23 protein-coding genes are annotated in these 26,394 nt (G+C 52.8%); 13 read left to right on the top strand and 10 right to left on the bottom strand.

Annotated features, from left to right (window positions below; genetic code table 11):
- Positions 1–27: 27 nt before the first annotated feature.
- Positions 28–624 carry a 3-isopropylmalate dehydratase small subunit gene (gene leuD / locus SH668x_RS07060; protein WP_437187997.1) on the bottom strand — a complete coding sequence of 199 codons (597 nt, stop codon included), beginning with the start codon at positions 622–624 and terminating at the stop codon, positions 28–30.
- Between the two features lie 511 nt (positions 625–1,135).
- Here leuD and SH668x_RS07055 point away from each other — a divergent pair.
- The 6 genes from SH668x_RS07055 to SH668x_RS07030 all read left to right on the top strand — a co-directional run bounded on the left by SH668x_RS07055 (position 1,136) and on the right by SH668x_RS07030 (position 7,914).
- The gene (locus tag SH668x_RS07055) at positions 1,136–2,257 is read left to right on the top strand and encodes an HlyD family secretion protein (protein ID WP_437187996.1); all 1,122 of its coding nucleotides are present in this window, start codon (positions 1,136–1,138) and stop codon (positions 2,255–2,257) included.
- A gap of 593 nt (positions 2,258–2,850) precedes the next feature.
- Positions 2,851–4,536, top strand: a complete 1,686-nt coding sequence (ilvD, locus tag SH668x_RS07050) for a dihydroxy-acid dehydratase (protein WP_437187995.1) — start codon at positions 2,851–2,853, stop codon at positions 4,534–4,536.
- A 496-nt stretch (positions 4,537–5,032) separates the two neighbouring features.
- Entirely contained in the window at positions 5,033–5,893 is an 861-nt protein-coding gene (locus tag SH668x_RS07045) for a MotA/TolQ/ExbB proton channel family protein (RefSeq protein WP_437187994.1), read from the top strand.
- Positions 5,894–5,936: 43 nt separating this feature from the next.
- Entirely contained in the window at positions 5,937–6,404 is a 468-nt protein-coding gene (locus SH668x_RS07040; protein ID WP_437187993.1) for an ExbD/TolR family protein, read from the top strand.
- Entirely contained in the window at positions 6,401–6,916 is a 516-nt protein-coding gene (locus SH668x_RS07035; protein WP_437187992.1) for an ExbD/TolR family protein, read from the top strand. The genes SH668x_RS07040 and SH668x_RS07035 overlap by 4 nt, the downstream gene beginning before the upstream one ends.
- 2 nt (positions 6,917–6,918) lie before the next feature.
- A complete protein-coding gene (locus SH668x_RS07030) occupies positions 6,919–7,914 on the top strand; it encodes a hypothetical protein (RefSeq protein WP_437187991.1) in 996 nt (331 codons plus the stop codon).
- Between the two features lie 88 nt (positions 7,915–8,002).
- On the opposite strand, the gene SH668x_RS07025 is transcribed toward SH668x_RS07030, so the two are convergent.
- The 3 genes from SH668x_RS07025 to SH668x_RS07015 form a co-directional block, all read right to left on the bottom strand.
- Positions 8,003–8,704, bottom strand: a complete 702-nt coding sequence (locus tag SH668x_RS07025; protein ID WP_437187990.1) for a response regulator transcription factor — start codon at positions 8,702–8,704, stop codon at positions 8,003–8,005.
- Between the two features lie 1,034 nt (positions 8,705–9,738).
- Positions 9,739–13,437 carry a methionine synthase gene (metH, locus tag SH668x_RS07020; RefSeq protein ID WP_437187989.1) on the bottom strand — a complete coding sequence of 1,233 codons (3,699 nt, stop codon included), beginning with the start codon at positions 13,435–13,437 and terminating at the stop codon, positions 9,739–9,741.
- A gap of 293 nt (positions 13,438–13,730) precedes the next feature.
- The gene (locus SH668x_RS07015) at positions 13,731–14,792 is read right to left on the bottom strand and encodes a S1C family serine protease (RefSeq protein ID WP_437187988.1); all 1,062 of its coding nucleotides are present in this window, start codon (positions 14,790–14,792) and stop codon (positions 13,731–13,733) included.
- A gap of 351 nt (positions 14,793–15,143) precedes the next feature.
- Between SH668x_RS07015 and SH668x_RS07010 the strand changes: the two genes are divergently transcribed.
- The 4 genes from SH668x_RS07010 to SH668x_RS06995 all read left to right on the top strand — a co-directional run bounded on the left by SH668x_RS07010 (position 15,144) and on the right by SH668x_RS06995 (position 19,029).
- Positions 15,144–16,421 carry an adenylosuccinate synthase gene (locus tag SH668x_RS07010; RefSeq protein ID WP_437187987.1) on the top strand — a complete coding sequence of 426 codons (1,278 nt, stop codon included), beginning with the start codon at positions 15,144–15,146 and terminating at the stop codon, positions 16,419–16,421.
- Between the two features lie 459 nt (positions 16,422–16,880).
- The gene (locus tag SH668x_RS07005; protein ID WP_437187986.1) at positions 16,881–17,534 is read left to right on the top strand and encodes a PepSY-associated TM helix domain-containing protein; all 654 of its coding nucleotides are present in this window, start codon (positions 16,881–16,883) and stop codon (positions 17,532–17,534) included.
- Positions 17,535–17,607: 73 nt separating this feature from the next.
- Positions 17,608–18,153, top strand: a complete 546-nt coding sequence (locus tag SH668x_RS07000) for a DUF2271 domain-containing protein (protein WP_437187985.1) — start codon at positions 17,608–17,610, stop codon at positions 18,151–18,153.
- 72 nt (positions 18,154–18,225) lie between these two features.
- A complete protein-coding gene (locus SH668x_RS06995) occupies positions 18,226–19,029 on the top strand; it encodes a DUF4198 domain-containing protein (protein ID WP_437187984.1) in 804 nt (267 codons plus the stop codon).
- A gap of 101 nt (positions 19,030–19,130) precedes the next feature.
- On the opposite strand, the gene SH668x_RS06990 is transcribed toward SH668x_RS06995, so the two are convergent.
- Together SH668x_RS06990 and SH668x_RS06985 are read right to left on the bottom strand one after the other, a co-directional pair.
- Complete coding sequence (locus tag SH668x_RS06990) at positions 19,131–19,337, bottom strand: hypothetical protein (RefSeq protein ID WP_437187983.1); 207 nt, start codon at positions 19,335–19,337, stop codon at positions 19,131–19,133.
- A gap of 9 nt (positions 19,338–19,346) precedes the next feature.
- Entirely contained in the window at positions 19,347–19,721 is a 375-nt protein-coding gene (locus tag SH668x_RS06985) for an aldolase/citrate lyase family protein (RefSeq protein ID WP_437187982.1), read from the bottom strand.
- A 430-nt stretch (positions 19,722–20,151) separates the two neighbouring features.
- On the opposite strand from SH668x_RS06985, the gene SH668x_RS06980 reads away from it, so the two are divergent.
- Positions 20,152–20,538 carry a DUF4440 domain-containing protein gene (locus SH668x_RS06980; RefSeq protein WP_437187981.1) on the top strand — a complete coding sequence of 129 codons (387 nt, stop codon included), beginning with the start codon at positions 20,152–20,154 and terminating at the stop codon, positions 20,536–20,538.
- Positions 20,539–20,656: 118 nt separating this feature from the next.
- Here the strand turns inward: SH668x_RS06980 and SH668x_RS06975 are convergent, their stop codons facing one another.
- The gene (locus SH668x_RS06975; protein WP_437187980.1) at positions 20,657–21,817 is read right to left on the bottom strand and encodes an ROK family protein; all 1,161 of its coding nucleotides are present in this window, start codon (positions 21,815–21,817) and stop codon (positions 20,657–20,659) included.
- Between the two features lie 417 nt (positions 21,818–22,234).
- Here SH668x_RS06975 and SH668x_RS06970 point away from each other — a divergent pair, with 417 nt between their 5' ends.
- Together SH668x_RS06970 and SH668x_RS06965 are read left to right on the top strand one after the other, a co-directional pair.
- Positions 22,235–22,942 carry an esterase/lipase family protein gene (locus SH668x_RS06970; protein WP_437187979.1) on the top strand — a complete coding sequence of 236 codons (708 nt, stop codon included), beginning with the start codon at positions 22,235–22,237 and terminating at the stop codon, positions 22,940–22,942.
- A 98-nt stretch (positions 22,943–23,040) separates the two neighbouring features.
- Entirely contained in the window at positions 23,041–23,814 is a 774-nt protein-coding gene (locus tag SH668x_RS06965) for a class I SAM-dependent methyltransferase (RefSeq protein WP_437187978.1), read from the top strand.
- Here the strand turns inward: SH668x_RS06965 and SH668x_RS06960 are convergent.
- The 3 genes from SH668x_RS06960 to SH668x_RS06950 all read right to left on the bottom strand — a co-directional run bounded on the left by SH668x_RS06960 (position 23,803) and on the right by SH668x_RS06950 (position 26,187).
- Positions 23,803–24,606, bottom strand: coding sequence for a DUF1571 domain-containing protein (locus SH668x_RS06960; RefSeq protein ID WP_437187977.1), 804 nt, complete (start codon positions 24,604–24,606; stop codon positions 23,803–23,805). The genes SH668x_RS06965 and SH668x_RS06960 overlap by 12 nt on opposite strands.
- 166 nt (positions 24,607–24,772) lie before the next feature.
- Positions 24,773–25,384 (bottom strand): carboxypeptidase-like regulatory domain-containing protein, encoded by a 612-nt coding sequence (locus SH668x_RS06955; protein ID WP_437187976.1) that lies wholly within the window; start codon positions 25,382–25,384, stop codon positions 24,773–24,775.
- A 2-nt stretch (positions 25,385–25,386) separates the two neighbouring features.
- Positions 25,387–26,187 carry a DUF1570 domain-containing protein gene (locus SH668x_RS06950; RefSeq protein WP_437187975.1) on the bottom strand — a complete coding sequence of 267 codons (801 nt, stop codon included), beginning with the start codon at positions 26,185–26,187 and terminating at the stop codon, positions 25,387–25,389.
- Between the last annotated feature and the right edge of the window lie 207 nt (positions 26,188–26,394).

Genomic DNA, 26,394 nt, shown 5'->3' with positions numbered 1-26,394 from the left:
ACAATCCTTTACCAAGGATTGTGCTCGCTAGACAGCGCCAAAGCCTTGCAAATACGGGAGTTGCTGCATTTTCGATTCAATCTTCGGACGATTCTCAAGCAGTTGCCCCAAGAAATCCCATTGCCCGGTAACAAACGCATCTCGTGCACTCTCCGGGATCTCAACTGAAAAAGATTCACTTCCATAGCGTACTTGCTTGGCGTTGAGGTCGACCGCAATTTCGAGAGTCGGGTCCGCTGTAATGGCAGCGGAGAGCTTTTCCAGATCGCCTCGGGAGGCACAAACTGGCGGAACGCCGAGTGCGACGCAGTTTCCGAAGAAAATCTCGGCGAACGACTCTGCGATAACAGCTTGAATCCCCCATCTCATGAGAGACTGAGGTGCGTGCTCGCGGCTGGATCCGCAGCCAAAGTTGCGTCCGGAAACCAACACTTTCCCTTGCCGAAACTGTTCCTGATTAAAGGGATGCGCCGGGTCCTGTTCGCGATCGTCTTCGAAAGCGTGTTCGCCAATGCCCTCAAATGTCACGCAGCGGAGGAATCGAGCAGGAATGATCCGATCGGTGTCGATATCGTCCAAAACGAGCGGGACTCCTGGACCGGTCACAAGTTCAACTTTTTGCATGGATTCCCCGTATCAATAAAACGTTCAGTGCAAGTTATGCTGTTCTTGTCCAGTGGCCTCGTTCATGGGTTCAACGGAGGCATTCGCGACACGGAACAAGTCAATTGAAAACGAAAAGTAGACTCAATTCGAGAATGAATTCTAAGCAGTTGAAAATCAATTGTCAGGAGAGAGCCGGTCATGTTAGGCAAATAACGGAATCGGTCGTGAATTCATGCGAAAATCGACGTCATTTCAAAAGCTTTCTGAAAAGTCATGGCAGATTCGAAGTTGGCTTTTCTCTCGGTTCCCACGCTCTAATTTGACTCAGCTAGTCGCACGAGGCAATTGAGGAAGAGTTTTCGGGCTGCTCCACGTTCAATGTTCCTGTGGTTCGTAGGACTGAAAATCGAGTTCCGAGTCGGATTGCGTCCAAACTTGCGACTCGCCGCGATTTCGCGATCGCAAACGAACCGATCGAATATTGGCTGGCCTGAGATCCGCCACCACTTCTCGCCATGTTTGATCGCATATGTCTCATCATTCAAATCACTGCCCTGAACTTCCCGCCAAACCTAGCCGAATCGCGCTTTTCGCTGGCATGGCTCTGGCTGCAGGTGCGGCACTTTCATGGTGGGTTGAGAGGCCGCGAGGACCGGAATGTGCTGGTTACCTTGCGGTTCGCAGTACGTTCATCAAAGCTCACACGGAAAGCACTGTCGACTCACTGACTATCAAAGAGGGAGCCCCTGTCCGAATTGGCGATGTGTTGCTCGTCCTGAGAGACGACTTGCTCCATCGCCAGTTGGAAGAAAAACGGAATCGGATTTCGGTCCTTCAATCCGAGCTCTCCCGTGCGGAAGCAGAAGCTGAACTCGAGTTGAAGTGGCGAATTCAGGGACTGGAAGCTGAAATCTGTGAAATTCAGCTGAAGTCGGCTTCGTACCTGAAAGAGAAGTACGACTTTGAGTTGCAACGAACAATGCTGACAGAGACTTTGGCTCAAAAGTCGACCGTCCCTCCCGGCACTCAGTCTGCGTCACTCGAAGAAGTCTCGCTGACACAGGACATTTCGACTCCAGATCGACTGCAGACCGTTGCTCAGCTGGAAGCCGCTGCGAACGCCGCAGAGGTTTCTGCAGCTCAGGTTGAAATCTGCGGTGAGCGTGAAACAAGTCTCGTTGCCCTCAAGGCAGAATTGCCGCAGAAGATTCAGCAAAAAGTCGGAGTGGACGTGGCTCGCGGCCAGCTTTCAAGCGCCGAGGCTGAATTGAAGCAACTGGAAGCACAGACCAGCGGAATGACAGTCAGTTCACCAGCAATTGGCCTGGTCGGCGTCTTTAAAGTTCAACCGGGTGACCGCCTAAAGCCGGGTGACGACATCGTTGAACTGCTGGATTCGTCGAAGCGGTACCTCGTCGTACATGTTCCCTCTCAGTCGACACCCGAATTTCAGGTCGGCACACCAGTGACGCTCACATTCCCAGGCAATGTAACGCGGGCCGGAGAAGTCACTCGAGTCGCTCCGCAAACCGAATCACTCAAGTCCGGGGAGTTCGACAATGTCGTTCTGGTTCAGGTTGAGCAACGTGGGGCCGTCTGGCCAGAAGTTCCCATCGGTGCACTCGTGAAAGCCCGGCCTTCCACAAAATAGTCGATATAGTCGATGCCGATTTGACTTGACGCCCCCCGATGCGTGTCCTCTTCTGCAGATAATTCACGCCGGCAATTCGTCGCCTCGCACGACAGTCGTGTACTCGTTGTTTGACCTTCGCGAGCCTTGCGCCAGAACGAAATGCCGTCGGCTTTCCACGACTCTTTTTGCATTCGTAGGTAAAGCCCGGTCGTTTTCTGATTCCTCACCCAGCCAGCCACGGGTGTATTCGTTGCGATCACGCAATTCATATCAATTGGAGTGTGTCGCCTTCAAAGTTCCCGAACAGGGGGCACCAATTCCGACTCAAGCTTAATCCAAAACTCACTTAAGACTCTGTGACGAAATCGGTTGCGACCCACTGAGCATTCAGTGTAACCGGTTACGCACCAAACCTGATTCGGTCACCATGTCTCCATACAATTTCTTTCCGCTGAGCGCTCGACGGGATATTAGCGATTCGTCAAACTAAATCCTTCGTCGCCTCACCTTCAGGCAACCCGATGGCGTTGCATGCAGGAAACGATCGACGCTGGGTGCGCCGATAAAATGTCTGCCACGCTTCCATTCTTATTGATCGATTAAAGCCAGCCATGACACAGCTCAACAAAGTATCGTCCCGAATTACCCAACCTCGCTCGCAAGGTGCATCACAAGCGATGTTGTACGGCACCGGGATGACCGAAGAAGACATGAATCGCGGGCAAGTCGGGATCGCCAGCTGCTGGTACGAAGGGAACTCGTGCAACATGCACTTGCTCGACCTGGCCAGCAAGGTCAAAGAAGGAGTCGTGGCTGCTGATCTCGTCGGAATGCGATTCAACACAATCGGTGTGAGCGACGGAATTTCCATGGGTACCGAAGGGATGAGCTACTCCCTGCAGTCCCGAGACCTCATTGCCGACTCCATCGAAACTGTCATGGGGGCCCAGTGGTACGACGGCTTGATTACGCTGCCCGGTTGTGACAAGAACATGCCAGGCTGCATTATGGCCATGGGACGAGTGAACCGTCCATCGCTGATGGTATACGGGGGAACAATCAAGCCCGGCTGCGGCAAAAAGTCTCGAAATTCCAAGCTCGATATCGTCTCCGCTTTTCAGGCTTACGGGGAATACCTCTCCGGTTCGATCACTGATGAAGAGCGCCAGGATGTCATCCGCAATGCCTGCCCGGGGGCTGGCGCCTGCGGGGGAATGTACACAGCAAACACAATGTCCAGTGCGATCGAAGCGATGGGAATGTCACTTCCCTACTCTTCGTCCACGCCAGCGACTGATCCCGGCAAATACCAAGAGTGCTTCGATGCCGGGGCAGCGATTCGGAACCTGCTCGAAAAAGACATCAAGCCGACTGATATCATCACACGGGCTGCCCTCGAGAACGCGATGGTCATCACCATGGCTCTCGGTGGGTCGACCAATGCGGTGTTGCACCTGATTGCAATTGCTCGCAGTGTCAACGTTCAGCTCACAATCGACGATTTCCAGAGCGTTTCTGACAGGGTTCCATTCCTCGCCGACTTGAAGCCATCGGGTCGGTTCGTCATGGAAGATCTCCACGACGTCGGGGGAACACCCGCTGTGCTGAAATACCTACTGGACGCAGGTTTCATCAACGGCGACTGCCTGACTGTCACCGGCAAGACTCTCGGCGAAAATCTGGAAAATGTCGTCGGACTCAAGCGTGGCCAGGAAGTGGTTCACGATCTGGAGCACCCGATCAAGAAGACCGGTCACTTGCGAGTCATGCGGGGCAACCTCGCTCCAGAAGGAGCGGTCGCCAAGATCACTGGCAAAGAAGGACTGATTTTCACAGGCCCAGCCCTTTGTTACGAGCGTGAAGAAGACATGCTTCGCGGCCTGGAAAACAAAGAGATCAAGGGTGGTGAAGTGGTCATCATCCGCTATGAAGGACCTCAAGGAGGTCCAGGGATGCCAGAAATGCTCACACCAACAAGCGCATTGATGGGTGCAGGACTGGGAGACAAAGTCGCTCTGATCACTGACGGTCGCTTCTCAGGCGGTTCACACGGGTTCATCATTGGGCACGTCACACCTGAAGCACAGGTCGGCGGAGCAATTGGACTGGTCCAGAACGGCGACGTCATCACCATCGACGCGGAATCGAACGAAGTGAACGTGGCGATTTCGGACGAAGAAATGCAGAAGCGGCGCGCAGCGTGGGTCGCTCCGCCTTTGCCAGCAACTCGCGGAACACTTTACAAGTATATTAAGAACGTGAAGAGCGCTTCTGAAGGTTGCGTCACGGACGAGTGATCGGAAGCTCCGAATTGGCAAAAATCAGTTCGACCTGACAATCAATTCTGTGCACTCTCATTCCGGGATCTCAGATTCCAGACTGATTGCTGAATTTAATTGATCAAAGAAAATTGGAAAAAGGCGTGACTGGAGCAGTTTCAGATCACGCCTTTTTGTCTATCGAACCACGTTGCAACAGCCAGTTCAACTTTCACTGAAGCTGACATTCGTAGTGACAGCGGCATTCTTTGTACAAAATATTCGGGCGGAATGATTCGGATGAGTTGCGAAACGACTCACCTAAGTTTCAAATTCATAGGGAAAATTTGAAATGTGAGTCGAACTTACTGTTCGCTCAGTGAGGTAAAGAGGAGTTCCCGAGATCGCGACCGGTTTTCTACAATCGTTGCGAGCGTGGGGACTTGAGGCCAAATTCGTTCCGCAATGACAGCGGATCTTTGTCAGAACTCCCATCTCCTTTCGTGTGCATCCGTCGCCTTCGGAAAGTGGAAATATGTTTCGCCATTCGTCGAAATTCGCAGTCATCGCTTGCTTCACTTTTGCTTTGCTGGCGTTCACCTGCTTGACTGGCAGCAAAATTGCCTACGCCCAGGCTGAAGGTGAAGCCCCCGCAGCGGCGCCTGCGGCAGAAGCGGCGCCTGCTGCTGCACCTGAAGCAGCGGGTGAAGCGGCCGCTCCGGATTCGAAAGCACACCCCCAAAAGAGCTACCTTGCCTGGGTGATTCACTCGTCAGGTTGGATCGGGGCGATCATCCTCCTCCTCTCCATCTATTTCGTCGCGATGGTGTTCCGGCAATACATGGAGTTGCGTCCACAAACAATCGCTCCCCCAGCATTGCTGGAAGAGTGCGAAACGCTCCTGAAGGCCGGGGACTTCCAGGGGATTTACCGTGTCGCCAAAGCAGATGAATCCATGCTCGCCTCGCTGTTGGCAACGGGAATGTCAGAATTGCAGTACGGACTTCCCGAAGCTCGAGAAGCAATGGACAGATCCGCTGAAGTGAAGGTTGCCAAGTACGAAGCGGGCATCAGCATGATGGCGGTTCTGGGAACACTCGGACCGATGATCGGACTTTTGGGAACCCTCAAAGGAATGATTTCCGCGTTCTCCGTGATTGCGTTGTCCGGGGAATCGCTCGATCCGGGTGAGGTTGCGGACGCCATTTCCGAAGCGTTGCTGCTGACCTTCGAAGGGGTGGCGTTGTCCATTCCCGCGATTTTCTTCTATGCCATGTTCCGCAACAGAATTTCTGTTCTGACCAGCGAAGCGATGTTGATGGCCGACGTCTTCGTTCGCCGAATGAATGCGATGTACCGTGGAAAAGGATCCAGCCAAGAAGCTGCTGCTGAGTAAGCGTCACTTTCACTGACTCCTTCTCCTCTAACGGGACATAGACATGAGCGGCAGCGTCGGCAACGATCGAACCGCCGAGCCAAATTTGACGCCGATGCTGGATATGGTGTTCCAGCTGATCACGTTCTTTATGCTCGTGATCAATTTCAAAGCGGCCGCGCTAGATCTTTCGCTACAACTTCCGGTGATCGGTTCAGCTCAACCCATCGACACCAAGGGAGAAGAAGATGTACTTGTCGTCAACATCGACTCTCAGGGACAGCTCATCATTTATGGAAAGGTCACCGAGCTGGAGCCGTTTTTGGTTCGCGAGGCACGAGCCTCGCGATTGAAACTTCCAAAAGCAGCCCAGGCGGACCCCAATGCTGAATTACCAACCACAGTGGTGATCCGGGCAGACAAAGGTGTTTCCTTCAAGGACATCAACAACGTCTTCACAGAGTGCCAGAAACGTGGCTTCCGTAAGTTCTCCTTAAAAGCCATGAGCGCGGCGGAAGTGAAAAAAGCATGAGACGTCGAAGAAAAAAGGGTCATGAGGAAGTTGAACTGAACATGGCAGCCATGCTGGACATGGCATTCCAGCTGCTGACGTTCTTCATCCTGACATTTCGCCCCTCACCGATTGAAGGGCAGATTGCACTCAACCTCCCTCCAGCAGTCGCTGTCACGAATGTGCAACAACAAGCGGCCGTGGGAACCAGTGGGGGTGAAAGTAGTATCGTCCCAGGAACTGGAACGCTCGTCCTCACGCTTCGGGCCCAGCCAAACGGGCGGCTCGATTCACTCGTCTTTGGTGCTCGTCCTCTTCTGAGAGGAGCAATTGACAACGGAAGCCTTGCACTTCTGAATTCAGAGCTGGAAAATGTACTTGCCAGTCCGGCAGGTGCATTCGATTCGGTTCAGCTCCATGTTGATCCAAAACTCGACTATGAAACGTTCTTGTCTGTCATGACAGTTTGTTCAAAGCAGAAGACTCCAGAGGGAACACCTCTTGAGAAATTGAGCTTTGTTGAATTGAAATAAGCATGTCGCGGAACAGAATTTCCCAGAGGTTGGCGCGGGCCTATATCCCGAGTACTCGCGAGGCGAGACGCTTGGGGTCAATGGCGGCTCTCCTCGTGCTTGTGGGGCTGATGCTTTCTCACACGTCACGCCCGGAATCATGGGTCTGGCTTGTCGAGAATAAAGCGCTGGCTGACGGGAACACCTCCACTGATCAGACCAGCTTTGTGTCGCGCGGCACTGAAGCAATCGTCGACAACCCGTCGGATCTCGATCCCGAGGAGTGGAACGCGACAGTCGAACTGTTTCGTAACATTTCCGACAAAGCAGCGATGCAAATCGAAGAGATGCAGGTTTACTGGCGTCTCTTCAAATGGGCTCGATCTCAATCCTTTGAGCAAGTCGAATCCCGATCTCACAAATCTCCATTTCTCACGCAATTCTGGGAACAGACCGACAAGTCTCGTGGAAAGCCGTTTGCATTTCGGCTCCATGTTCGACGCGTTCTGTCGCACGATACACCTGAAAACAGTGCTGGCGTAACTAAGGTTTACGAACTCTGGGGATTCACAGATGAATCTCGCGGTAAGCCGTATGTGATCATCACTGACGAGATCCCGCCCAATTTCCCAGAAGGTGCCAGCGTTCGTGCTGACGTTTACTTCACTGGCTACTTCCTGAAGCTGCTGGGGTATGAGGCGGTCGACAATCGACGTGGAGCGCCACTTCTGATTGGACGAGTCCGAGCGCTCCCTCCTCCTCCCTCACTTCAGGCGGATCCAGCGACCTCTCGAACCCAATTCTGGCTCGGCATTCTGACGGGGGGTATTTTCCTGTCGCTGTTCGTCGGATACCGATTTTTCGTCAAGAGCCAGCGGTCCGTCAGCCGTGAACGCATGGAAGCCGAACTGGATGCCGAAGCTGCTGAGTGGTGGGCAGATAAAGCGATGCAACCTGAACGGAAGCCGATCCACGAGAGCGAAGCAAAGCCCAAACCAGACGAAATTCACCCCAGCTGATTCACCCCCAAGAAACGAAAAAGGGTGCCTCGTCTGTGAGGCACCCTTTTTATTTCGCTGCCAGGCTCATATGACTGCAGCTATTGAATCAGCAGCTTTCAAGAACCCATTGCACCGCGTGCCTGTTTAATTCGGCAGCGTTCTTGAGAGTCAGCTTCGCCTTGATGTTTTCACGATAGCTTTCGATTGTTTTGTAGCTCAGCCCCAATCGCTCGGAGATCTGTCGAGTCGTGAGCCCATTCCCGATCAGTCCGAATACTTCGAGTTCGCGGTCGGTCAATGTTTCGATTGGAGCTTGGTTGGAAGCCCCTCCCCCAACAATGCGGCTCAGCAGTTTCTCTGACATCGCAGGGCTGACAAATGCGCGGCCTTCGCGGATCGAGCGTATGGCCGTTACGAGATAACTGGCGGCCGCATCTTTGTTCAGATATCCACCAGCACCAGCCCGCAAGCATCGCTCAGCAAAAAGCGACTCATCGTGCATCGAGCAGACCAGCATCTTGACCTGCGGATAGTTGTTGATGAGGTGTTTGATCAGCTCCAATCCGTTCCCGGATTTCAGGGAGATGTCGACGATGACCAGCGATGGATGAAGCTCTCCTACCAAGCGAATGGCTTCCTGCATCTCTGCACATTCACCAACAACCTGCAAATCGCTTTCAACACCGATCAGTGTGGTCATCCCTTTTCGGACAAGGGGATGATCGTCGACGATTAGAATCGTCCAAGGTGCTTGAGGCTGAGGGCGATGATTCAATTCAGTGCCTGTGGCAGCAGACGTAAAACCCATTTATGAACTCTCTTTCAAAAACTCAGCTGCAGCCCGTTGCAGCTAGTCATGCACACTCCTCTCAAGAATGCGAATATGGGGTTTTCAGCAACGGAATTCGACTCGCGAATCACGCCGAAAAAAGCCTTTGCAAGCAGGGAAGTGCGCACGTTATGTAGATATGAAGACCGACAACATTCAGTGCTCTGCCCAGCAAAGAAAGGAATCTCCCGATAAGGTGGCCTAGAATTTGCGCCATTCTTGAGCAGCTTTGTTAACCCGTCTAGATGCGTCTTCGAAAAAATCCAGTAACTTTTGGGAACAATTCCAAAACTCGCAATCCCCCCTCTTATCGATCGGGAAATCCCCTCGACAAACGCGGCAATCAACAGGTATTTCCCTATCCAATAGACACTCCTTCGCAATGGACAAACTAATTTCTATAGATAGATCCAGCAAACAATTTGTCCACACGCTCCCATTTCCACAATTGTCGGTAAATGCAGACTGGCGAGAGTACCAACGTGTGCACGTCTTACTCGAGTTCACCACTGAGAACGGATGCGATGCCAAGGCAGGTTCCGTGCCCCCCACGAACGACTAAGTCCGTGCGAGCGGCACGGAGTCGAATATAATGCTGACAGACTCGATTTCCACGAGACTCCATCTCGTCGGCATTACGCTCCCCACGTTCAATAACGAACTCTCCCCATCCTGTCCTATCATGAATCCTGATTAAGGGAACCGACTACACCTGAAGGCTGAATGAGAGCCACGCAATATTGCAGCAGCCTCTCAGTTCGTCGTGTATTGAATTGCTGCACGGTGTCCTTCGGGTGTTCGACCAGAAATGAGGAGAAGTCTTCTCCTGATCTTTCGGCGGTGACAAATGGATGAGACGCGGGTGCCAAGAAAGCGAAACACCCCGCTGAACAATGTCCAGCGGGGTGTTACAAGTAAGAAGCATGAACCTCAATCAGCCGCGACTAAAGAGCACTCTTCTATCTCATTAGCGATCGCGACGATTTTATTAAGCTCATTTTTATAAAATGACTTTAGTACCCTAAGTTCGGGGCTAACCAGCGTTCAATTTCGGGCACGCTGAGCTTCATACGTGCTGCGTAATCTTCGACTTGGTCCTTAGTCAACCGATCAACACTGAAGTAACGAGACTGCGGATGAGAGAAGTATAACCCACTCACAGACGCTGCCGGCCACATCGCCAATGAGTCGGTCAACTTGATCCCCGTTAGTTCGGTGGCATTCAGCAGTTTGAACAGGTCCCTCTTCGGGAGATGGTCTGGACAAGCTGGATACCCGAACGCTGGACGAATCCCGCGATACTTTTCGGAAATCAATTCTTCTGCAGACAACTCATCAGTTTTTTCGTAGTTCCAGACTTCCTGTCGCACGAATGCATGCAGATATTCTGCGAACGCCTCCGCGAGTCGATCCGCGACTGACTTCACCATGATGGAATTATATTCATCATGCTCTGCTTCAAACTTCGCTGCCAGCTCATCGCATCCAAAGCCCGTCGAAACAGCGAACGCACCAATCGAATCAATGCGACCGGAATCCAAAGGGGCGATGTAGTCTGCCAGAGAACGGAAATCCTTCTGTCCAACTCGTTCCCATTGCTGTCGCAGCATTGGGAACCGGGCCACTTCTTTTTGACGACTTTCATCTTCCCAGACGATGATGTCTTCCCCGTCCGAATTCGCCGGCCAGAAGCCATAGACCCCGTTGGCGACCAGCGTTTGATCGCGAAGACATTGCTTCAGAATGACCTGAGCATCGTCAAACAATTTCTTCGCTTCCACCCCGACTTCCGCATCATCAAAGATCTTCGGATACTTCCCTCGGAGTTCCCAGGTCATGAAGAACGGCGACCAATCGATATATGGAATCAGTTTTTCAATCGGGAAGTTGCTGAGAGTCTTCGTCCCGATCCCCTTCACTTTTGGCAAGTCGAGCGTCGTCCAATCCGTCTGAAAACGTCTCTCACAGGCCTGAGCGAATGTGACCAGTTCTCTGGCCTGGCGTCCTGCAAACCGTTCGCGTTCACCGTCCTGTTGAGTACGAATTTTCTCAACATAAGCAGGTTTAGAATCAGGATCGAGGAGCGACTCAACTGCTGGAACAGTCAACGATGCGTCAATAACATGAATCGTCGGCTCGCTGTAATGTGGAGCGATCTTCACCGCTGTGTGTCGAGCACTGGTCGTTGCTCCGCCGATCAACAACGGAACCTGAAAACCTTCGCGACTCATTTCCTTCGCGACGAAAATCATTTCTTCAAGAGACGGGGTAATCAGCCCCGACAGACCAATCAAATCGGCATTGTGCTCTGTGGCTGCCTTGAGAATGTTCTCACAGGAGACCATCACCCCCAGATCGATCACCTCAAAGTTATTACACCGCAACACGACACCGACAATGTTCTTCCCAATGTCGTGAACGTCACCTTTGACTGTCGCCAGAACGATCGTTCCGCGTGTGCTCTTGACAGAGGCTTGCTCACCCGAAGCGAGTCGTTCTGCCTCCATGAACGGTTCCAGATAGGCAACCGCCTTCTTCATCACGCGGGCAGACTTCACCACTTGCGGCAGGAACATCTTCCCGGCGCCGAATAACTCACCGACGATTTTCATGCCGTCCATCAGTGGACCTTGGATCACATTCAGGGGCCGCCCGTATTTCACGCGAGCCTCTTCGGTATCCACTTCAATAAACTCAGTAATCCCCTTGAGCAAAGAATGGCTCAGGCGTTCTTCAACACTCTCGTTGCGCCACGCTGCTACTGTGGAATCTGCTACGTCCCCGCCGCCCGAGATGGCTCGATTTTTGATCTCCTCAGCGTACGTAATGAGCCGATCGGTCGCGTCTGGATCGCGGTTCAGCAGCACGTCTTCAATGTACTTTCGCAAAGTCGGCTCGACTTCGTCGTATACCTCTAGCTGCCCGGCATTCACAATTCCCATATCCAGACCAGCGGCGATTGCGTGGTACAGGAAGCAGGCGTTCATCGCTTCACGGACAACATCATTCCCGCGGAACGAGAAGGAAACGTTACTGACTCCTCCTGAAGTCCGTGCGCCGGGACACTCCGCCTTGATTCTTCGAACGGCGTCGAAGAACTCAACAGCGTAGTTGTTGTGCTCTTCCATTCCTGTTGCGACGGTCAGAATATTGGGGTCGAAGATGATGTCTTCAGCTGGAAACCCAACTTCTTCAGTCAGCAGTTTAAATGCTCGCTTGCAAATGCGAACTTTGTCGTCGGCCAAGACAGCCTGTCCTTCTTCGTCGAAGGCCATGACGACCACTGCTGCGCCGTACTGACGAACGAGTCGGGCATGACGCAGGAAGGCTTCTTCACCTTCCTTGAGGCTGATCGAGTTGACGATTCCCTTCCCGCTGAGACATTTCAGCCCGGCTTCGATGACGTCGAATTTGGAACTATCGACCATCACCGGGACGGAGTTGACATTCGGTTCGTCAGCAAGAAGGTTCAGGAAGTGAACCATCTCCAACTTGCTGTCCAACATTCCTTCGTCCATATTGACGTCGATGACGTTCGCCCCGCCGTCTACCTGGGAAATGGCGATTTCCAAAGCATCTTCGTACTTTTTCTCCTTAATCAGGCGAGCAAACTTTCGTGATCCGGTCACGTTGGTTCGCTCTCCAATCATCATGAAGTTGGCGTCCGGACGAAGTTCGAACAGCTTTGCACCGCTATATGTGGAGTTCCGGGACCGCTTTGTTTGCTGTCGAGGCTTCAGACCGGCAGTGGCTTCGGCCGCCTTGCGAATGAAATCCGGATTTGTGCCGCAGCATCCGCCAACGATGTTGAGCCAGCCTTCTTTCGCAAACCCGTGAATGACTTTGCCAAACTCGTCGGGAGTCGAATTGAACCCTCCCATTCCGTCAGGCATCCCTGCATTCGGATAGCAACTGACATAGCAGTCTGCTCGCTCACTCACCGTTTGAAGGTAATTTCGCATTTCTTTGGGACCGAGCGCACAGTTCAACCCCACAGCGAATAGCGGGAAGTGCTCGACCGATGTAAGAAAGGCTTCCAGCGTCTGTCCAGTCAGCGTCACGCCACCGGTAAAGATCGTCCCTGAGCAGATGACCGGTACAGTCGTCTGTCGTTCATTGAAGACCTGCTCGATAGCGAAGAGGCAGGCCTTCATGTTCAACGTATCGAACGATGTCTCAGGCAGCAGCAGATCAACTCCGGCATCCAACATGGCTCGGACCTGCTCCGCATAAGATTCCGCCATTTGATCGAAAGTGACCGGGCGGAAGCCGGGCTGATCCGCATTGAACGACAACTGAAACTTTGTTGGTCCAATACTTCCAGCAACGAACCTTGGCTTCGAAGGATCTTTCTTCGTGAATTTATCAGCCACCTCTTTGGCGAGCTCGACGGATTTCACATTCATCTCGCGTGTGTACTCTGCGAGTGAAAATTCCTCGAGCATCAAGGACGTGGCGCCGAACGTGTTCGTTTCAATAATGTCCGAACCCGCTTCAAGATATTTGGCGTGGATCTCTTGAATGATCTTGGGCTGTGTGAGCGAAAGCACGTCGCTCGCATTCTTCAAATCGATGTGGTGATTTGCGAACAGCGAGCCTCGATAGTCTGCTTCAGTGGGATTGTAGCCATGAATCATCGATCCCATGGCGCCATCCAGAAGTAAAATACGTTGGGACAGAATCTCCCGCAGCTGGACTTCAGTTGAATTCATAATTGGATTACCAGATCTACACGCTCAGCTTGATTCGTGGAGAAAACGACTCTCCCAGCGACAAACCGAACATCAAATACGCAAACTCAGACTTGCCACATCCTCTTCCCTAACACCAACAGAAGCTAGCAATTCCGGCTGATCCTCGAAATGGATACCAGTTCTGAGAACGCTGAGCTCCATGAGCTGGAAGACGATTGCGCCAATCATCCTGATTCCATCTCTCTCTAGAGAAGAGACGAGCACTGCAGGAATTAGTTCGCGCACCACCTGGTCACTGGGGAAATGTTATCCTAGCGATTCCAACGCATCGCCAGTCGAACGGAAACTGTCTTCGTTTCCTCACCACGAAGAATCGACAAGCGCACGGTGCGCCCCGGAGTTTCTTCTCCAACCAGTTCGATTAAACGATCGATGTTGGGAACCTCCTGCCCCTGGAAGGTTTTAATGACATCCCCAACTTTCAATCCTTGTCGATCAGCGGGAGAATCGGGCTCTACAATCTCGATCAAGAACCCATTACCTTCCGCAGCCTGCCCTCCGACCCCGAGATACGCTCCGCTGTGCGTTTTAAAGTCCTCGCCAGCGACCAATCGATCCCAATCTCGCTGAAACGCTGTACCGGGAACATGAAAATTGACAGTTGTGCTCTCTCCAATTCGCGTGTTGATGCCAATCACTTCACCTCGCATATCGAAGAGTGGTCCACCAGAATCGCCCCCAACAAGTTCACAATCGGACCGCAATACCCAAGAATTTCGCTCGATGATTCGCCCGAGTCGGAGAACCAGACCTCGTTCTTTGCGATAGCCTCCGGGATGCCCCAGCGTGAGACACCAGTTTCCGGGGACGACAGTTTCCGTAGCGAGAGGACGGTGCGGCCAGTCCGTTCGCTCAACAGAGGTAATTTTCACCATCGAGGCATCCAAAGTTGTGTTCCGCCCTAACGTCACCCCTTCGACCGTGCTTCCATCGTCCATCAAGATGACAACGTGGCTGCCGGGGGTTCCGGTCACGTGAGCCGCTGAAAGAATGAGCCCATCTCCTGTGACGATCACACCGGTCCCTTGGGAATTGCCTATTCTCACATTAACGGTGCATTCCTTGAGGCCTGGCACCAGTTTTGTCACATGAGCCTGAATCGCGCGAAGCTCATCCAGCGATGCTGGCACCGCTCGGGTAAAAACTTCCGGGAGCTGGCTTATCTCAGATGGAGTAGAAGGCGCACTCGACGCATCTTCTTGTGAAAAAGCATATTGCGACACGAGAGCGATGCCGGAAAACGCCCCCATCAGGCCCAAAAACAGAGAAATTCGGCGAAAACCGCTGCGAAAATGGCGATCAGAAAACTGCATCGGCAACCGTCCACCTGAAAGCATTAAAAAAATGGGTTCGTGAATTGTAACCTCTTCCCGGGATTTAAGTCTCGCAGATTCTGGAACAGGCTTCTCCAAATCCCATAGATTTTCGACGTCGCCGCCTCCGGCATCAATTCGCAACCACAAACAGCATTTCCACTTCCAGCGAATCCAGAACTCAACAGCCTCCCTGGAACAACCGAATATCAGCGATTTCCGGCAAATTCCCAGCGGCGCTCTACATTAGTCCGACCTGCTGCTACACTCGGACCCCGTACCTCCGGTCTGCGCCTGCGCGGATAACAGTGAGGCGGATGATCGTTTTTGCTACGAGTTCGGGAATTTGCGATGTCGGTAACGGCGGTGGTGGGCCTACAGTGGGGTGATGAGGCCAAAGGAAAAATCGTCGATCTTTTGACCGATCAACACGAAGTGGTCTGTCGCTATCTGGGCGGCAATAATGCTGGCCATACCGTTAAATTCGACGGCAAAACCTATAAACTCTCGCTTCTCCCAGCTGGTATTCTCCGACCAGGTGTGACTTCCGTCATCGGGAACGGGGTTGTCATCAACCCCAAGGCGCTCCTCAAAGAACTGGCAACCATCCGCGAACAGGGTGTCGCTGGGGACAACCTCCTGATCAGCGACCGCGCCCACGTGATCTTCCCCTATCACATCATTGAAGAAGCAGGTCTGGAAAAAGCTCGCGGCAAAAACGCGATCGGTACCACAGGGCGCGGCATCGGAACCGCTTACCGGGACAAAACCGGCCGAACTCACGCAATTCGCATGGGCGATCTGTATCGACCAGAGTTCTTCCGCCAACGACTCGAAGAAGTCGTCCCGCAGAAGAAGCTGATCATCCAGGCACTCGATCCATCCGCGGAAATTCCAAGCGTGGATGAAATCTACGACGAATACATGCAGCTTGCGGAACAGTTCAAAGGAACTGTCATCGACACGACCGCTTACCTGCACCAAGTGCTCAAAGAGAAGAAGAACCTGCTGTTCGAAGGAGCACAGGGAAGCCTTCTCGACGTCGACCACGGGACATTCCCATACGTCACATCTTCCAATAGCTCCGGCGTTGGAATTTCTGTTGGAAGCGGCGTCCCCGCACGCAGAATCGACCGCATGATCGGGGTCGTGAAAGCGTACACCACCCGCGTTGGTGGAGGTCCATGCCCCACAGAGTTGGTCAATGAAATCGGTGACCACATCCGCAAGGAAGGAAATGAATTCGGCACAGTCACCGGGCGTCCTCGTCGCTGCGGTTGGTTCGATGCAGTGGCAACCGGCCACGGCGCTCGCATCTCCGGGATCGACTGCATCGCAGTCATGCTGCTGGATGTGCTCAGCAAGCTGGATGAACTCCAGATCTGCGAAGCCTACGAAATCAATGGCGAACGAACGACCAATTTCCCAAGCCACATCGACGATCTCGCGGCGGCCAAGCCGATTTATCGCACAGTCAAAGGCTGGAAGAAGGACATCACGGGAATTCGAAAACTCGAGGACTTCCCGAAAGAGGCCCGCGAGTACATCGACACGATTTCCGAACTGCTGGAATCTCCAGTCGGATTCATCTCGATCGGTCCAGACCGCGAACAGACCGTGATCCTCTAATCGAGTTTCAACAACGCGAATTGAATTGATCCTCAAGCCACGCTTCATCCACTGAAGCGTGGCTTTTTCTTTGTGACTGGAACCGACGCCGCGTTGGTCCGAAAAGTTGCCGTCGCCTTTCTCTGCATCATCTCTCACGAGAGTGTGGCGTTCCGTCGGCGATAAACGCTGCGTTTGCGAGAGTTTTTGCCACCACCCGGCGCCACACACTCTTGAGAGAGGGGTTAATCGCATCAGAACTTCTCGAAGGCTTGACTTCTCACGAGGAATCCCCGACCATTAGGCGACAACTTGACACTGAATCTCAGTTTCAACTTAAGAAAACATGACATGTTGATTCACCCAACTCTGTTTTGGGTGTGTGACGGTGCCCCCGCAACGCACGAAGTCGTGCAACCTGCCAGATTTTCGGATCAGTCAGTATTGTCTGAGTGACACCGCAGCCTAGAAACCTCGACGATGTCCCAGCCCAAGAAACACCGGCCAAAATCAAAGGCTAAGAGCAAGCGTGGGTACTGGCTGAGGACGATGATTCAATGGCACTGGATCAGTTCTGCCATCTGTCTGGTTGGTATGGTGATGTTTGCCATCACCGGAATCACACTCAACCATGCCAGCGAGATTGAAACGTCTCCTGTCATCACCAAGAAGACCGTCCAGCTTCCTGAGCAACAATTAGCGGAACTATCGCTTCAGACTGACCTCGAGAATGCCCCGCTCCCCGATTCAGTCGCGAACTGGCTCTCCCAGGAACTTGCCCATCCCATTGGAAAGCGATTGGCTGAGTGGTCAGACGACGAAATTTATCTGTCAATGCCCACCGCTGGAGCAGATTCATGGTTGGTGATTGACCGGGTTTCAGGTGACACGGAATTCGAAAACACCAATCGGGGGTGGATCGCGTATTTCAACGATCTTCACAAAGGTCGCAATACAGGCCCTCTCTGGAAGTGGTTCATCGACATTTTCTCGATTGGCACTCTCATCTTCTGCTTGACGGGCCTCTACTTGCTGTACTTCCACGCCAAGCATCGAAAGATGACGTGGCCAGTTGTGGGATTGGGACTGCTCATTCCGTTTGTGTTAGCAACGATCATGAGCCACTTCCCGTAGCCGACAGGCTGGGAAATCGATCATTCTCCTTTTCACTGCTTTTATCGAGTTCACTCTCAAAGGGTCTGACTGAATGATGTCACTCAAAGCTCTCAAAACGCTAGCACTCCTTGGGCTGTTGATTCCTGCGACTGTCTTCGCTGCAGACGAATTGGAAATGAAATCGGCTCAAATGGAAGTGACAGTGGAGGTTCCTCGACTGAATGTCTCGGAATACCACCGCCCCTATGTTGCAATCTGGATTCAGAACGAAAAGCAGGAAGCGGTTGTCAATCTCGCAGTCTGGTACCAGCAACGTCCTAACGCTGAGGGAGCAGGAGAGAAATGGCTTCCAGACCTGCGTCAGTGGTGGCGCCGATCGGGTCGCGACCTCGAATTTCCAATCGATGGCGTCACAAGTGCCACACGACCAGCGGGCGACCACACCCTGACATTTGACCAAAAGAAACTTTCGAAACTGACTCCCGGAAAATACAGGCTCATGGTGGAAGGTGTTCGGGAAGTTGGTGGTCGCGAGATCGTCGAAATCCCCTTCTCATGGCCAAGTGAAAAAGAGTCCAGCCAGGAAGCCCAAGGGACCAAAGAAATCGGCAAAGTCAAACTGATTCTCAAACCATAACATCAGACGCTTGCGTTATCCCCTGCAATCGCCATTCAACAGACTCACAGAAAACTCTTCAGGAGAGATTCAATGCCACGTATTTTTCTGGCAACGGTAGCTCTGGTTCTCGCATTTCCGCTGACAGCCAGCGCTCACAAGCTCTGGCTGCTCCCCTCCAAAACAGTCGTCTCCGGAGAAAACGCTTTTATTACCGTTGACGGGGCCGTTTCAAACGACCTGTTTTACTTTGACCATCGTCCACTGAACATTCAGAACGTTGTTGTCACCAGCCCGAGCGGGGAGAAGGTCGAAACAATCAACCAAGCTTCCGGAAATTACAGAAGCGTTTTCGACTTCCCGTTGCAGGAAAAAGGAACTTACCAAATCACTCTTCCATCCGGCGGTCTGATGGCGAGCTGGGTTGAAGATGGCGAACCGATGCGATTCCGTGGAAACGCTGAAGATTTCGCAAAGCAGGTCCCTGCAGATGCTCAGAATCTCCGCGTTTCAGAATCAGTTGGCCGCTGCGAGTCTTTCGTCACTTTCGGCAAACCATCTGATCTTCCCAGCAAGGAAGTCGCTGGGATCACACTCTCTCCAATCACTCACCCGAATGATCTGTTTGCCGGTGAGGAAAGCAAGTTCCGCTTGCTGATCGACGGTGCCCCCGCTTCAGGTCTGGAAGTGACGCTGATCCAGGGTGGAACCCGTTACCGCAACGATCAAAGCGAGATCAAGGCAACCACAGACAGCGACGGCGTCTTCACCGTCACCTGGCCAGAAGCTGGCATGTACTGGATGGAAGCGACTTCAACCGACAAGAAGGTCTCCGTTCCACAAGCAACCCAGCGTTCACTGCGCTACATCGCCACACTCGAAGTTCTGCCACAGTAATCCAGAAACACTGGATTGCACTGCAGACGCAGCATGCAGCATCCTGAAAAGACTCCCGAACCGCTCACTACGAGATGATTCGGGAGTCTTTTTGCATTCCATCACTGCTTCGGTGTCACAGAAGAGCGATCGTCTCTCAGTATTATTACGAGCGGTGCGGTCGACGCTGAAATTCCGAGCATATTAACGACGTGGGTCGCTTCGGTTGCCAGCAATGAAAAGTCACTTCCCATCGCGATGAACTGCCCCCCCTGCCCGATCCGCAATTGAGCATCTTCGTCAGACATCACATGCAGGCCAACCGGCATGCCATGTTTTCATCCCGTGGCCAGCACCCGGTTGAGAATCTCCTCAAACTCTTCCGGAACTGGATCGCTCCCATCTGGACTCCTCATCTGGGCGCGTAGATCGTTGGGACCAACAAATATGACATCGCCTCCGAGGAGCCGATAGATCTCGTCAGCGTTGTCCACTCCTCGCGGAGATTCCGTCTGCAGAATGACGATGGTCTCACTATTGGCATGGAGATAATAGCCCGCAGGCGATGCACCAAACTTAATCGCATTCATCGATCCCCCGACGGAACGATTTCCAACGGGTGGATACTTGGCCGCTGCGATACAGAGACGAGCGTGCTCGACCGTGTCGACCATCGGGACGATAATCCCGTTCGCCCCGCGTCCAACACTCACTTGATGTGATCATGTCGTCCTTCCGGGACATGCGCCAGAGGAACGCAGCCAGCATCCGCGATCGATCGAAACAGCGCACTTGCTTGTGCCCAGTCGATCGCTGAATGTTCCAGATCAACGGTGAGGTACTGAAATCCTGCCCTCGCCAGCATTCAGGTTGCGTTCAAATCGCCGAGTGACAACCATGTTCCCACAACCGGCTTCCCTGCCTGCAATGCAGCTTTCACCGAGTTTTTTTCGCGTCATCAAACCCAATCGCATTCCGGAAAAGGTTCCATCAACGACCAATATTGTGAACGATTGAACGAGATTGCACAAAGCTGGCAACACACAGGATTCCGCGAATCCATCGCAACCGCTCGCAAGAATGGTTAAGCTATCGCGGCGCTCAATGGACCAATCCTTTTAGAAATCCCTAAACACAACGCTCATGCCAACACCTGCTGAAACAGAATTGCTGAACCTGTCCGCTCAGTTACTCAAATCGATCGACGCTGGCGACTGGAAAACCTACACCGATCTCTGCGATGAGCAGATCACCTGTTTCGAGCCTGAGACAGAAGGTCACCTCGTCAGTGGACTGCCATTCCACAAGTTCTATTTCGATCTTCCAGGCAGCGGCACACCTCGCCTCTCCAGCATCAGCTCACCAACCGTGAAGATCATGGGAGACGTTGGGCTGGTTTGTTACGCCCGAGTCGTTCAGAAGCTGGACGGAAGCGGAAGTCCAGTCACTGTGACGGCAGACGAAACCCGCGTCTGGCAGAAGATCAATGGAGCATGGAAGCACGTCCACTTCCACCGTACCCCACGGTAGTCACTGCTCCCACAAAAGAAGCAGTAGCGAGTTGAATACAGAGCGGATGGGAATCGCGTGAAGATTTCCATCCGCTTTTTTGTTTGATCATATTTAAAAGCACTGCGACTCGCTGGGATCAGGAGAGAGTTGGAGCCCAGGATTGCGTTAGATGCTGGATGATCGCTGCGATTGCCGCTTGTCGCTTACTTCCCCGCGCCTGAATAATCTTGCAATCAGACAACGAGGGAGAAAGGGCCCGAACTGCCGCTTGTTCCACCGCTTTCCGGAAGAGATCGTCCGACGCCTGAAACAGTGCCCCATGGACGAAAAGAGCGGTTGGATTAAAGATGTTAATCACAGCAGCGAACGCGATGGCAATGTACTCCGCGACGAACTCCAGTTCTTGAGTTGCATCAAATTCGTTTGCCCTGACACCTTGGACCACTTCAAGAATCCCAATCTGTCGCCCTAATTTTGCCGAGATCATTCGGGCGAGAGCTGCATCCGTAGCCAAGGTTTCAAGACAGCCTCGGTTTCCACAACCGCATTCAGGCCCATTTCGATCGACGGTAATGTGCCCTAGCTCCCCGGCCATTCCGCTGTTTCCGGAAAGCAGGCGCCCGCCGCTCATGACTCCCAATCCGAGTCCGGTGCTGATATCGAGCATCGCGAAATCGCTCCGCCCCTGAGCACCGCCGAACATCGCTTCTCCGATGCAGAGACCGTGTGTTTCCTGAACAACGTGGCATTTCAGCTTGGTGAGCGTTTCAATGTCCCTACCCGGGGACTGTCCATCCAGAAGATGCAAGTTTGGCGAAAAGACGACTTTATTGAGATGCTTGTGCTTCAACCCTGGAACACTGATCCCGACCCCCAGAATCTCGGACGTTCCCTCCTCCTTCAGCTGCCTGATGGATTCGGTAACTTTGAGAATCAACTCCTGATAGGTGTGCGGTGTATCGAACGACTTCATTCGGTCGGTTCGAAGCTGACCATCCAGTCCACTCGCCACCACCCAGCATTCCTGTGGATCGATGACCACACCCATTACCGACGTACTGTTCACTGCGAGCTTGACCAACTTCGCAGGCCGCCCGAATGATGTCGAGGGTGCATCGATTTCTTCAAGCAAACCGACGTCCAGAAGTGACGCCACAGCTTTCGAGACAGTGGGAGCGCTAAGCCCTGAAATTCGTGTTACGGTTGCCCGAGAAACGGGTCCTTGCTGCTGAATCAGTTCCAGAACACGTCTCTCGTTCAGCTTGCGGAGTAGTGTTGGTTCAACTCGGGCAGACATTGGATTTCAACCTCTTTCCCAACAGCATTCGTTTCCATTGCACGAAAATCGCAAGAAGCCATCGACGCCCGGACACAAATTTTTCTGGGAATTCTCAATAAAACCATCGACTTGGATCAAACGATACAAACCAGTTGTTGGAGATGCCAACCTAAATTTATCTCGAATTCTCAAGTGTGTTAGAGTTTCCGTAACATCGTCTCACTATCAGATGAGAGTCGTTAGGAATTGAACACGCAGTCACTCCTTCACCCAACACTCGTCAGCCCGGCTTTCAACTGGCGATTTGCCTATCTTATTGTAGACATGCAACTTACGAGGCCAGCGAAGAAATCAGTAAAAAAACTCGCCCGATATCTTGATCAACCTACAATAATTTAGCTGCGGGGCTGAGAGAATCAGAAGGGAGATGTTGTCATGTTCACACAAAACCGAACAACGACGCCCCCCAAGACGGATCAAGAAAATAAGGGAACAGTGATCCTGATTCACGGACTGGGCGCTAGTAGTTGGTTGATGACTCTTCTTGCCTATCGACTGCGGCTCCAGGGATATTCTGTCGTCAACTGGGGGTACCGCAGCGTCTGGCAATCTCTCTCGAATCTGATTCCGGAATTCCGGTCGCGGTTTGAAGACTTCCTTAAGACGAACAACGTCGAACATCCCGTTCACATTGTCGCACACAGCATGGGGTCGATCATTGCCCGTGCCGTGCTGTCGGAAGTCCGTATTCCGAATCTGCAAAATGTTGTGCTGCTGTCTCCCCCCAATCGCGGGTCGTTTTTCGCCCGTTGGGTCGGTCCGTACCTGCGATGGCTCTCTCCTCTGATTGATGAACTCTCAGACCGGGACGACAGCTATGTGAATCAATTGCCGATGGCGGGCATCCCCAAAACTCGGGTCGGTATCATTGCTGCTGAATGGGATTACGTCCTGACCGAGAAGACAACCCACCTCGATTTCGAAACAGACCACATCATCGTCCCCAGTCGCCACAGCGGACTGGTACTGCGAAACTCTGCCGCCCAGCAGATTATTCACTTTCTCTCCCACGGCGGCTTCAACAGAGAAGTCAACAACTCCGCGACCGAATTGCAAAGCTCGCCTCCCGCATCGAATCTTTGATATACTTGTCGGACGGACGGCAGGCGGATTCAGACACCACTGATAAACGCCTGTCTGGTTGATCGTGTTTCATTTCCTCAACAGGGCTGGGCGATTCGATGAAAACACTGCTTGTGATGTTCGGCTTGGTTCTCGTCGGGATTGCGACGGTTTCTGCCGATGAGCCCACAAAGAAAGCGGCCAAACCAAAGAATCGCTATTCCGTCCGCGCGATTCACGATCCTAATGGAATTGGAAAATTCTACATGGGCCGTGAGATTGCCATGGTGATGGGACATCAAGGAATCTCCTGGCTCGAACGGCCAGAACGCGAAGAAGAGGAACGGCTGACACTCCTGGTTGATTCACTTCAATTAGAACCGGGCATGACGGTGGCCGACATTGGTGCGGGTTCCGGAGTGATCAGCGTCTTGATGGCAGAGAAAGTCGGCCAGTCTGGACAGGTGCTTGCTGTTGATATCCAGAAGGAGATGCTGCAGGCACTGGAAATCAAATGTAAAGGACTGGGCGTCACGAACGTTCAGGGAGTGCTCGGCACGACGAAGTCCCCCAACCTGGATGGCGGGAGCGTCGATCTCGTCATTATGGTCGACGTTTACCACGAATTCGATTTCCCGTACGAAATGCTGAAGTCGATTTCTGAGTCGCTGAAACCGGGCGGTAGAGTCGCCTTTGTCGAGTACCGCAAGGAAGACCCGCGGATTCCGATCAAGGAAATCCACAAGATGAGTGAAGCTCAGGTGAAGAAGGAAGCAGGCCTCCCGGAACTCAACCTGAAGTGGGTTGAAACTCTTGAGACACTTCCCCGACAACACATCATCCTGTTCGAGAAAATCTCGCCTGACGACGAGTCCACTCAATCATTGAAATGAGTAGTTCGGATTTCGTCGATCGAAATCGGCATCCTTCAGACCGACGTTCGTCTTCACGTTGACGTACGTATATTCCTCAAGCAACGGAGCCTGCTGATTTGGCTCAGGAGGAAAACCGTAGTTCTCGACGCGAATCGGGAGCCTCGACTGCTTCTCGAGGAAAACGCGGGTCATGTGATATGGAAACTGCCGGCGTGGTCGCGGGTGTGAACATTCGATGACTTCACACTCTGCGTTCCCCATTTTCGCTCCAGGGTAGAACTTCACATTGCATTCCCCGTACTTCGATTCCTCCTGCCATTGGACAGCGAGCAATTCCAGCATTCGCTTCATCCCCATGTCTGTAATGACATGGCGATTTTCCGCCATCACCTGCGGGCTATCGATGGCAAGATTCATTGTTCCCGCGAGAGCGGTAATTCCGCTGGCGTCCCGGACCAATAGTTCGTTGTTGTACTGGCCATTCACGAACAGCACCTGACGGCCCGGATTGGGGTCTTCGAAAAACATATACACGCTGAATGGAGCTTCCCTGATCCGGAGCCGAATCCGCTGGTGGAGCAGCTTTCCGTTAACCATCTCTCGCTTGATCAGAGTCGCTTCGTAGTCCTGCACCTTCTGTACGACTTCGTAGGACTGCTTGAGAAGCTGAATTGCAGGAACCAGTGGGTGTTCCTGGGGCTGGTCTTGAGCTGATGCAGACCTTGCCCCCCAAGCGGCTCCGAGCAGACAGGCATTCCACCAAAGAAAAGTACGTCGACGCATGGGATTTGTGGGAGAATTCATATTCATCTTACTCACTCCGCTTCTGATGCCCGCCGTCCAGAAGTTCTTCCCAGAAGCTTATCACTGCCGTTCAGCCGACCGCCATCAATTAAAAAATATAACAAATCGAGAGCGGTTCCGAATTCCAATCAAACTCCATGATTCGGACATTAACTCATATCGGCCCGTGGGATCATGGCTGAACAGGCTTCCGGACCTCCCGAAATGGGAGACGCGGAAATGCCAGTGTATGAAATCCGGAAAACCGTAACGACCAGTCTTCTTCATTACCGAAACGCTGCTCAGTCCCTGTCGCGATATTGCGAGTGAGGATGAGAACGCCGGACGCCTTCGGAGGTGCGCTCTCTGGTGTCCACACGCGGCAATTCAGTGACGATTTGCCACAATCAACACGATATACTCCGGTCGCAATCCCGCTTGCTTCGAATAGTCCCTCGTTATTTGTTCGACCACTCCAAATCACTTTTCGGTTCTGCGTCAGAATCACCTGAGCATCTTTGACCGCACCTCCCGCCGGATCCACAAACGCACCCGCCAAGACTGCATCTGCATTCAAGGACACATCCGCGATGTTTTCCGCTGGTCGCTGCTGGTTTCTCAATCGTGGCGGCCCTGCCTGAAGCTGATCGCTCAGTAATTCCAGGCCAAAGCAACCGCAGAACAGCGACATCAACAGCAAGCCGAACTGATGCATCAATCGCTCGACGCAGAACGCCAGTCGGGTTGAAGGCTCCGCGGAATCACAATCATCGACTCCATTCATCACGAACCCTTTAGCGGACACCGTCACCACCCCTGCTGCAAATGGTCAAGAAGCAACTCGTCAAGATGGGGGTAGGCGACCTGCAGTTGATCACTCAAACTCTCGCTATTCTCCCCCGCTTTGAGCGAATCGAGATACCGCAGAAGTTCGGTTCTCCCGGGGTGCCGCCCGTGCAACAGAAAATGAACCCATGCCCATGAGTCACGGTAGTCATCGCGATGCATCTGATCGACGTCGATGAGTTCTTCGAGCTTGCGGATGGAAGAAATTTTGCACTCCCGTCCCTGGGATCGAAATTCTTCAAGATACGGGTTTCCGTATTCTCGTAATTCCTCAGGGACCTCGAAGTACTCCGCCAAACCTTCATCCAACCAGAGCGGAATATGTGGCAGCGACTGATGCAAGACCGCGTGCGTGCATTCGTGCCGGATATCAATCTCATAACCTTGATGGTGAGTGACGTAAATCTGAGGCGAATCTGTTCCTCCCACAAAGAGTGCAGTGCGATTCACCGCTGCTGGAATCTTCTCCTGAAGAAACTCCAGATACGTCTCTTTTGATTGAAACAGGTTCACTTGAATGGGGGCGACAGGGCCGGTCAGGCCGAGTGTCTGTTCCACATCGCAGCGAAGTTGAGCCATCGACAGCAGAAGCGACTGCCCGAGTTCTTTGCCGAGTGGAACCTCTGAGCGGATGCGAAACGCACCCACCCGCTCATTTGAATGGGCATTTCCCCTTGAGGTCGCCCAAAAGAGTCCGCCTCCCAGAATCGCGAATGCGATCACGCACATCAGTCGCACGCGATTTGTCTGAGGATAGCGCATGTGATTCAACAAAGACTGGCAGAAATTTCCGGCAGGAATTGCCGGTCACGAACGTGGGGGTTATCGCGAAACCCTGAATTCTGGTCAACGGCGCTTTTTGCAGCACCTCGCAAGGATCACCCAAAACTTGAGTATTTTTACACTTATTGACTCATTTTTTAAGTCCGGCCTATACTCCGCCGCCTCATTCGATGGCATCCCTACAGT

Origin of the sequence: Planctomicrobium mucosum, assembly GCF_051466335.1 — a bacterium.
In the GTDB taxonomy this organism is placed as follows: domain Bacteria; phylum Planctomycetota; class Planctomycetia; order Planctomycetales; family Planctomycetaceae; genus Planctomicrobium.
This window is presented reverse-complemented; position numbering and strand designations above follow the sequence as displayed.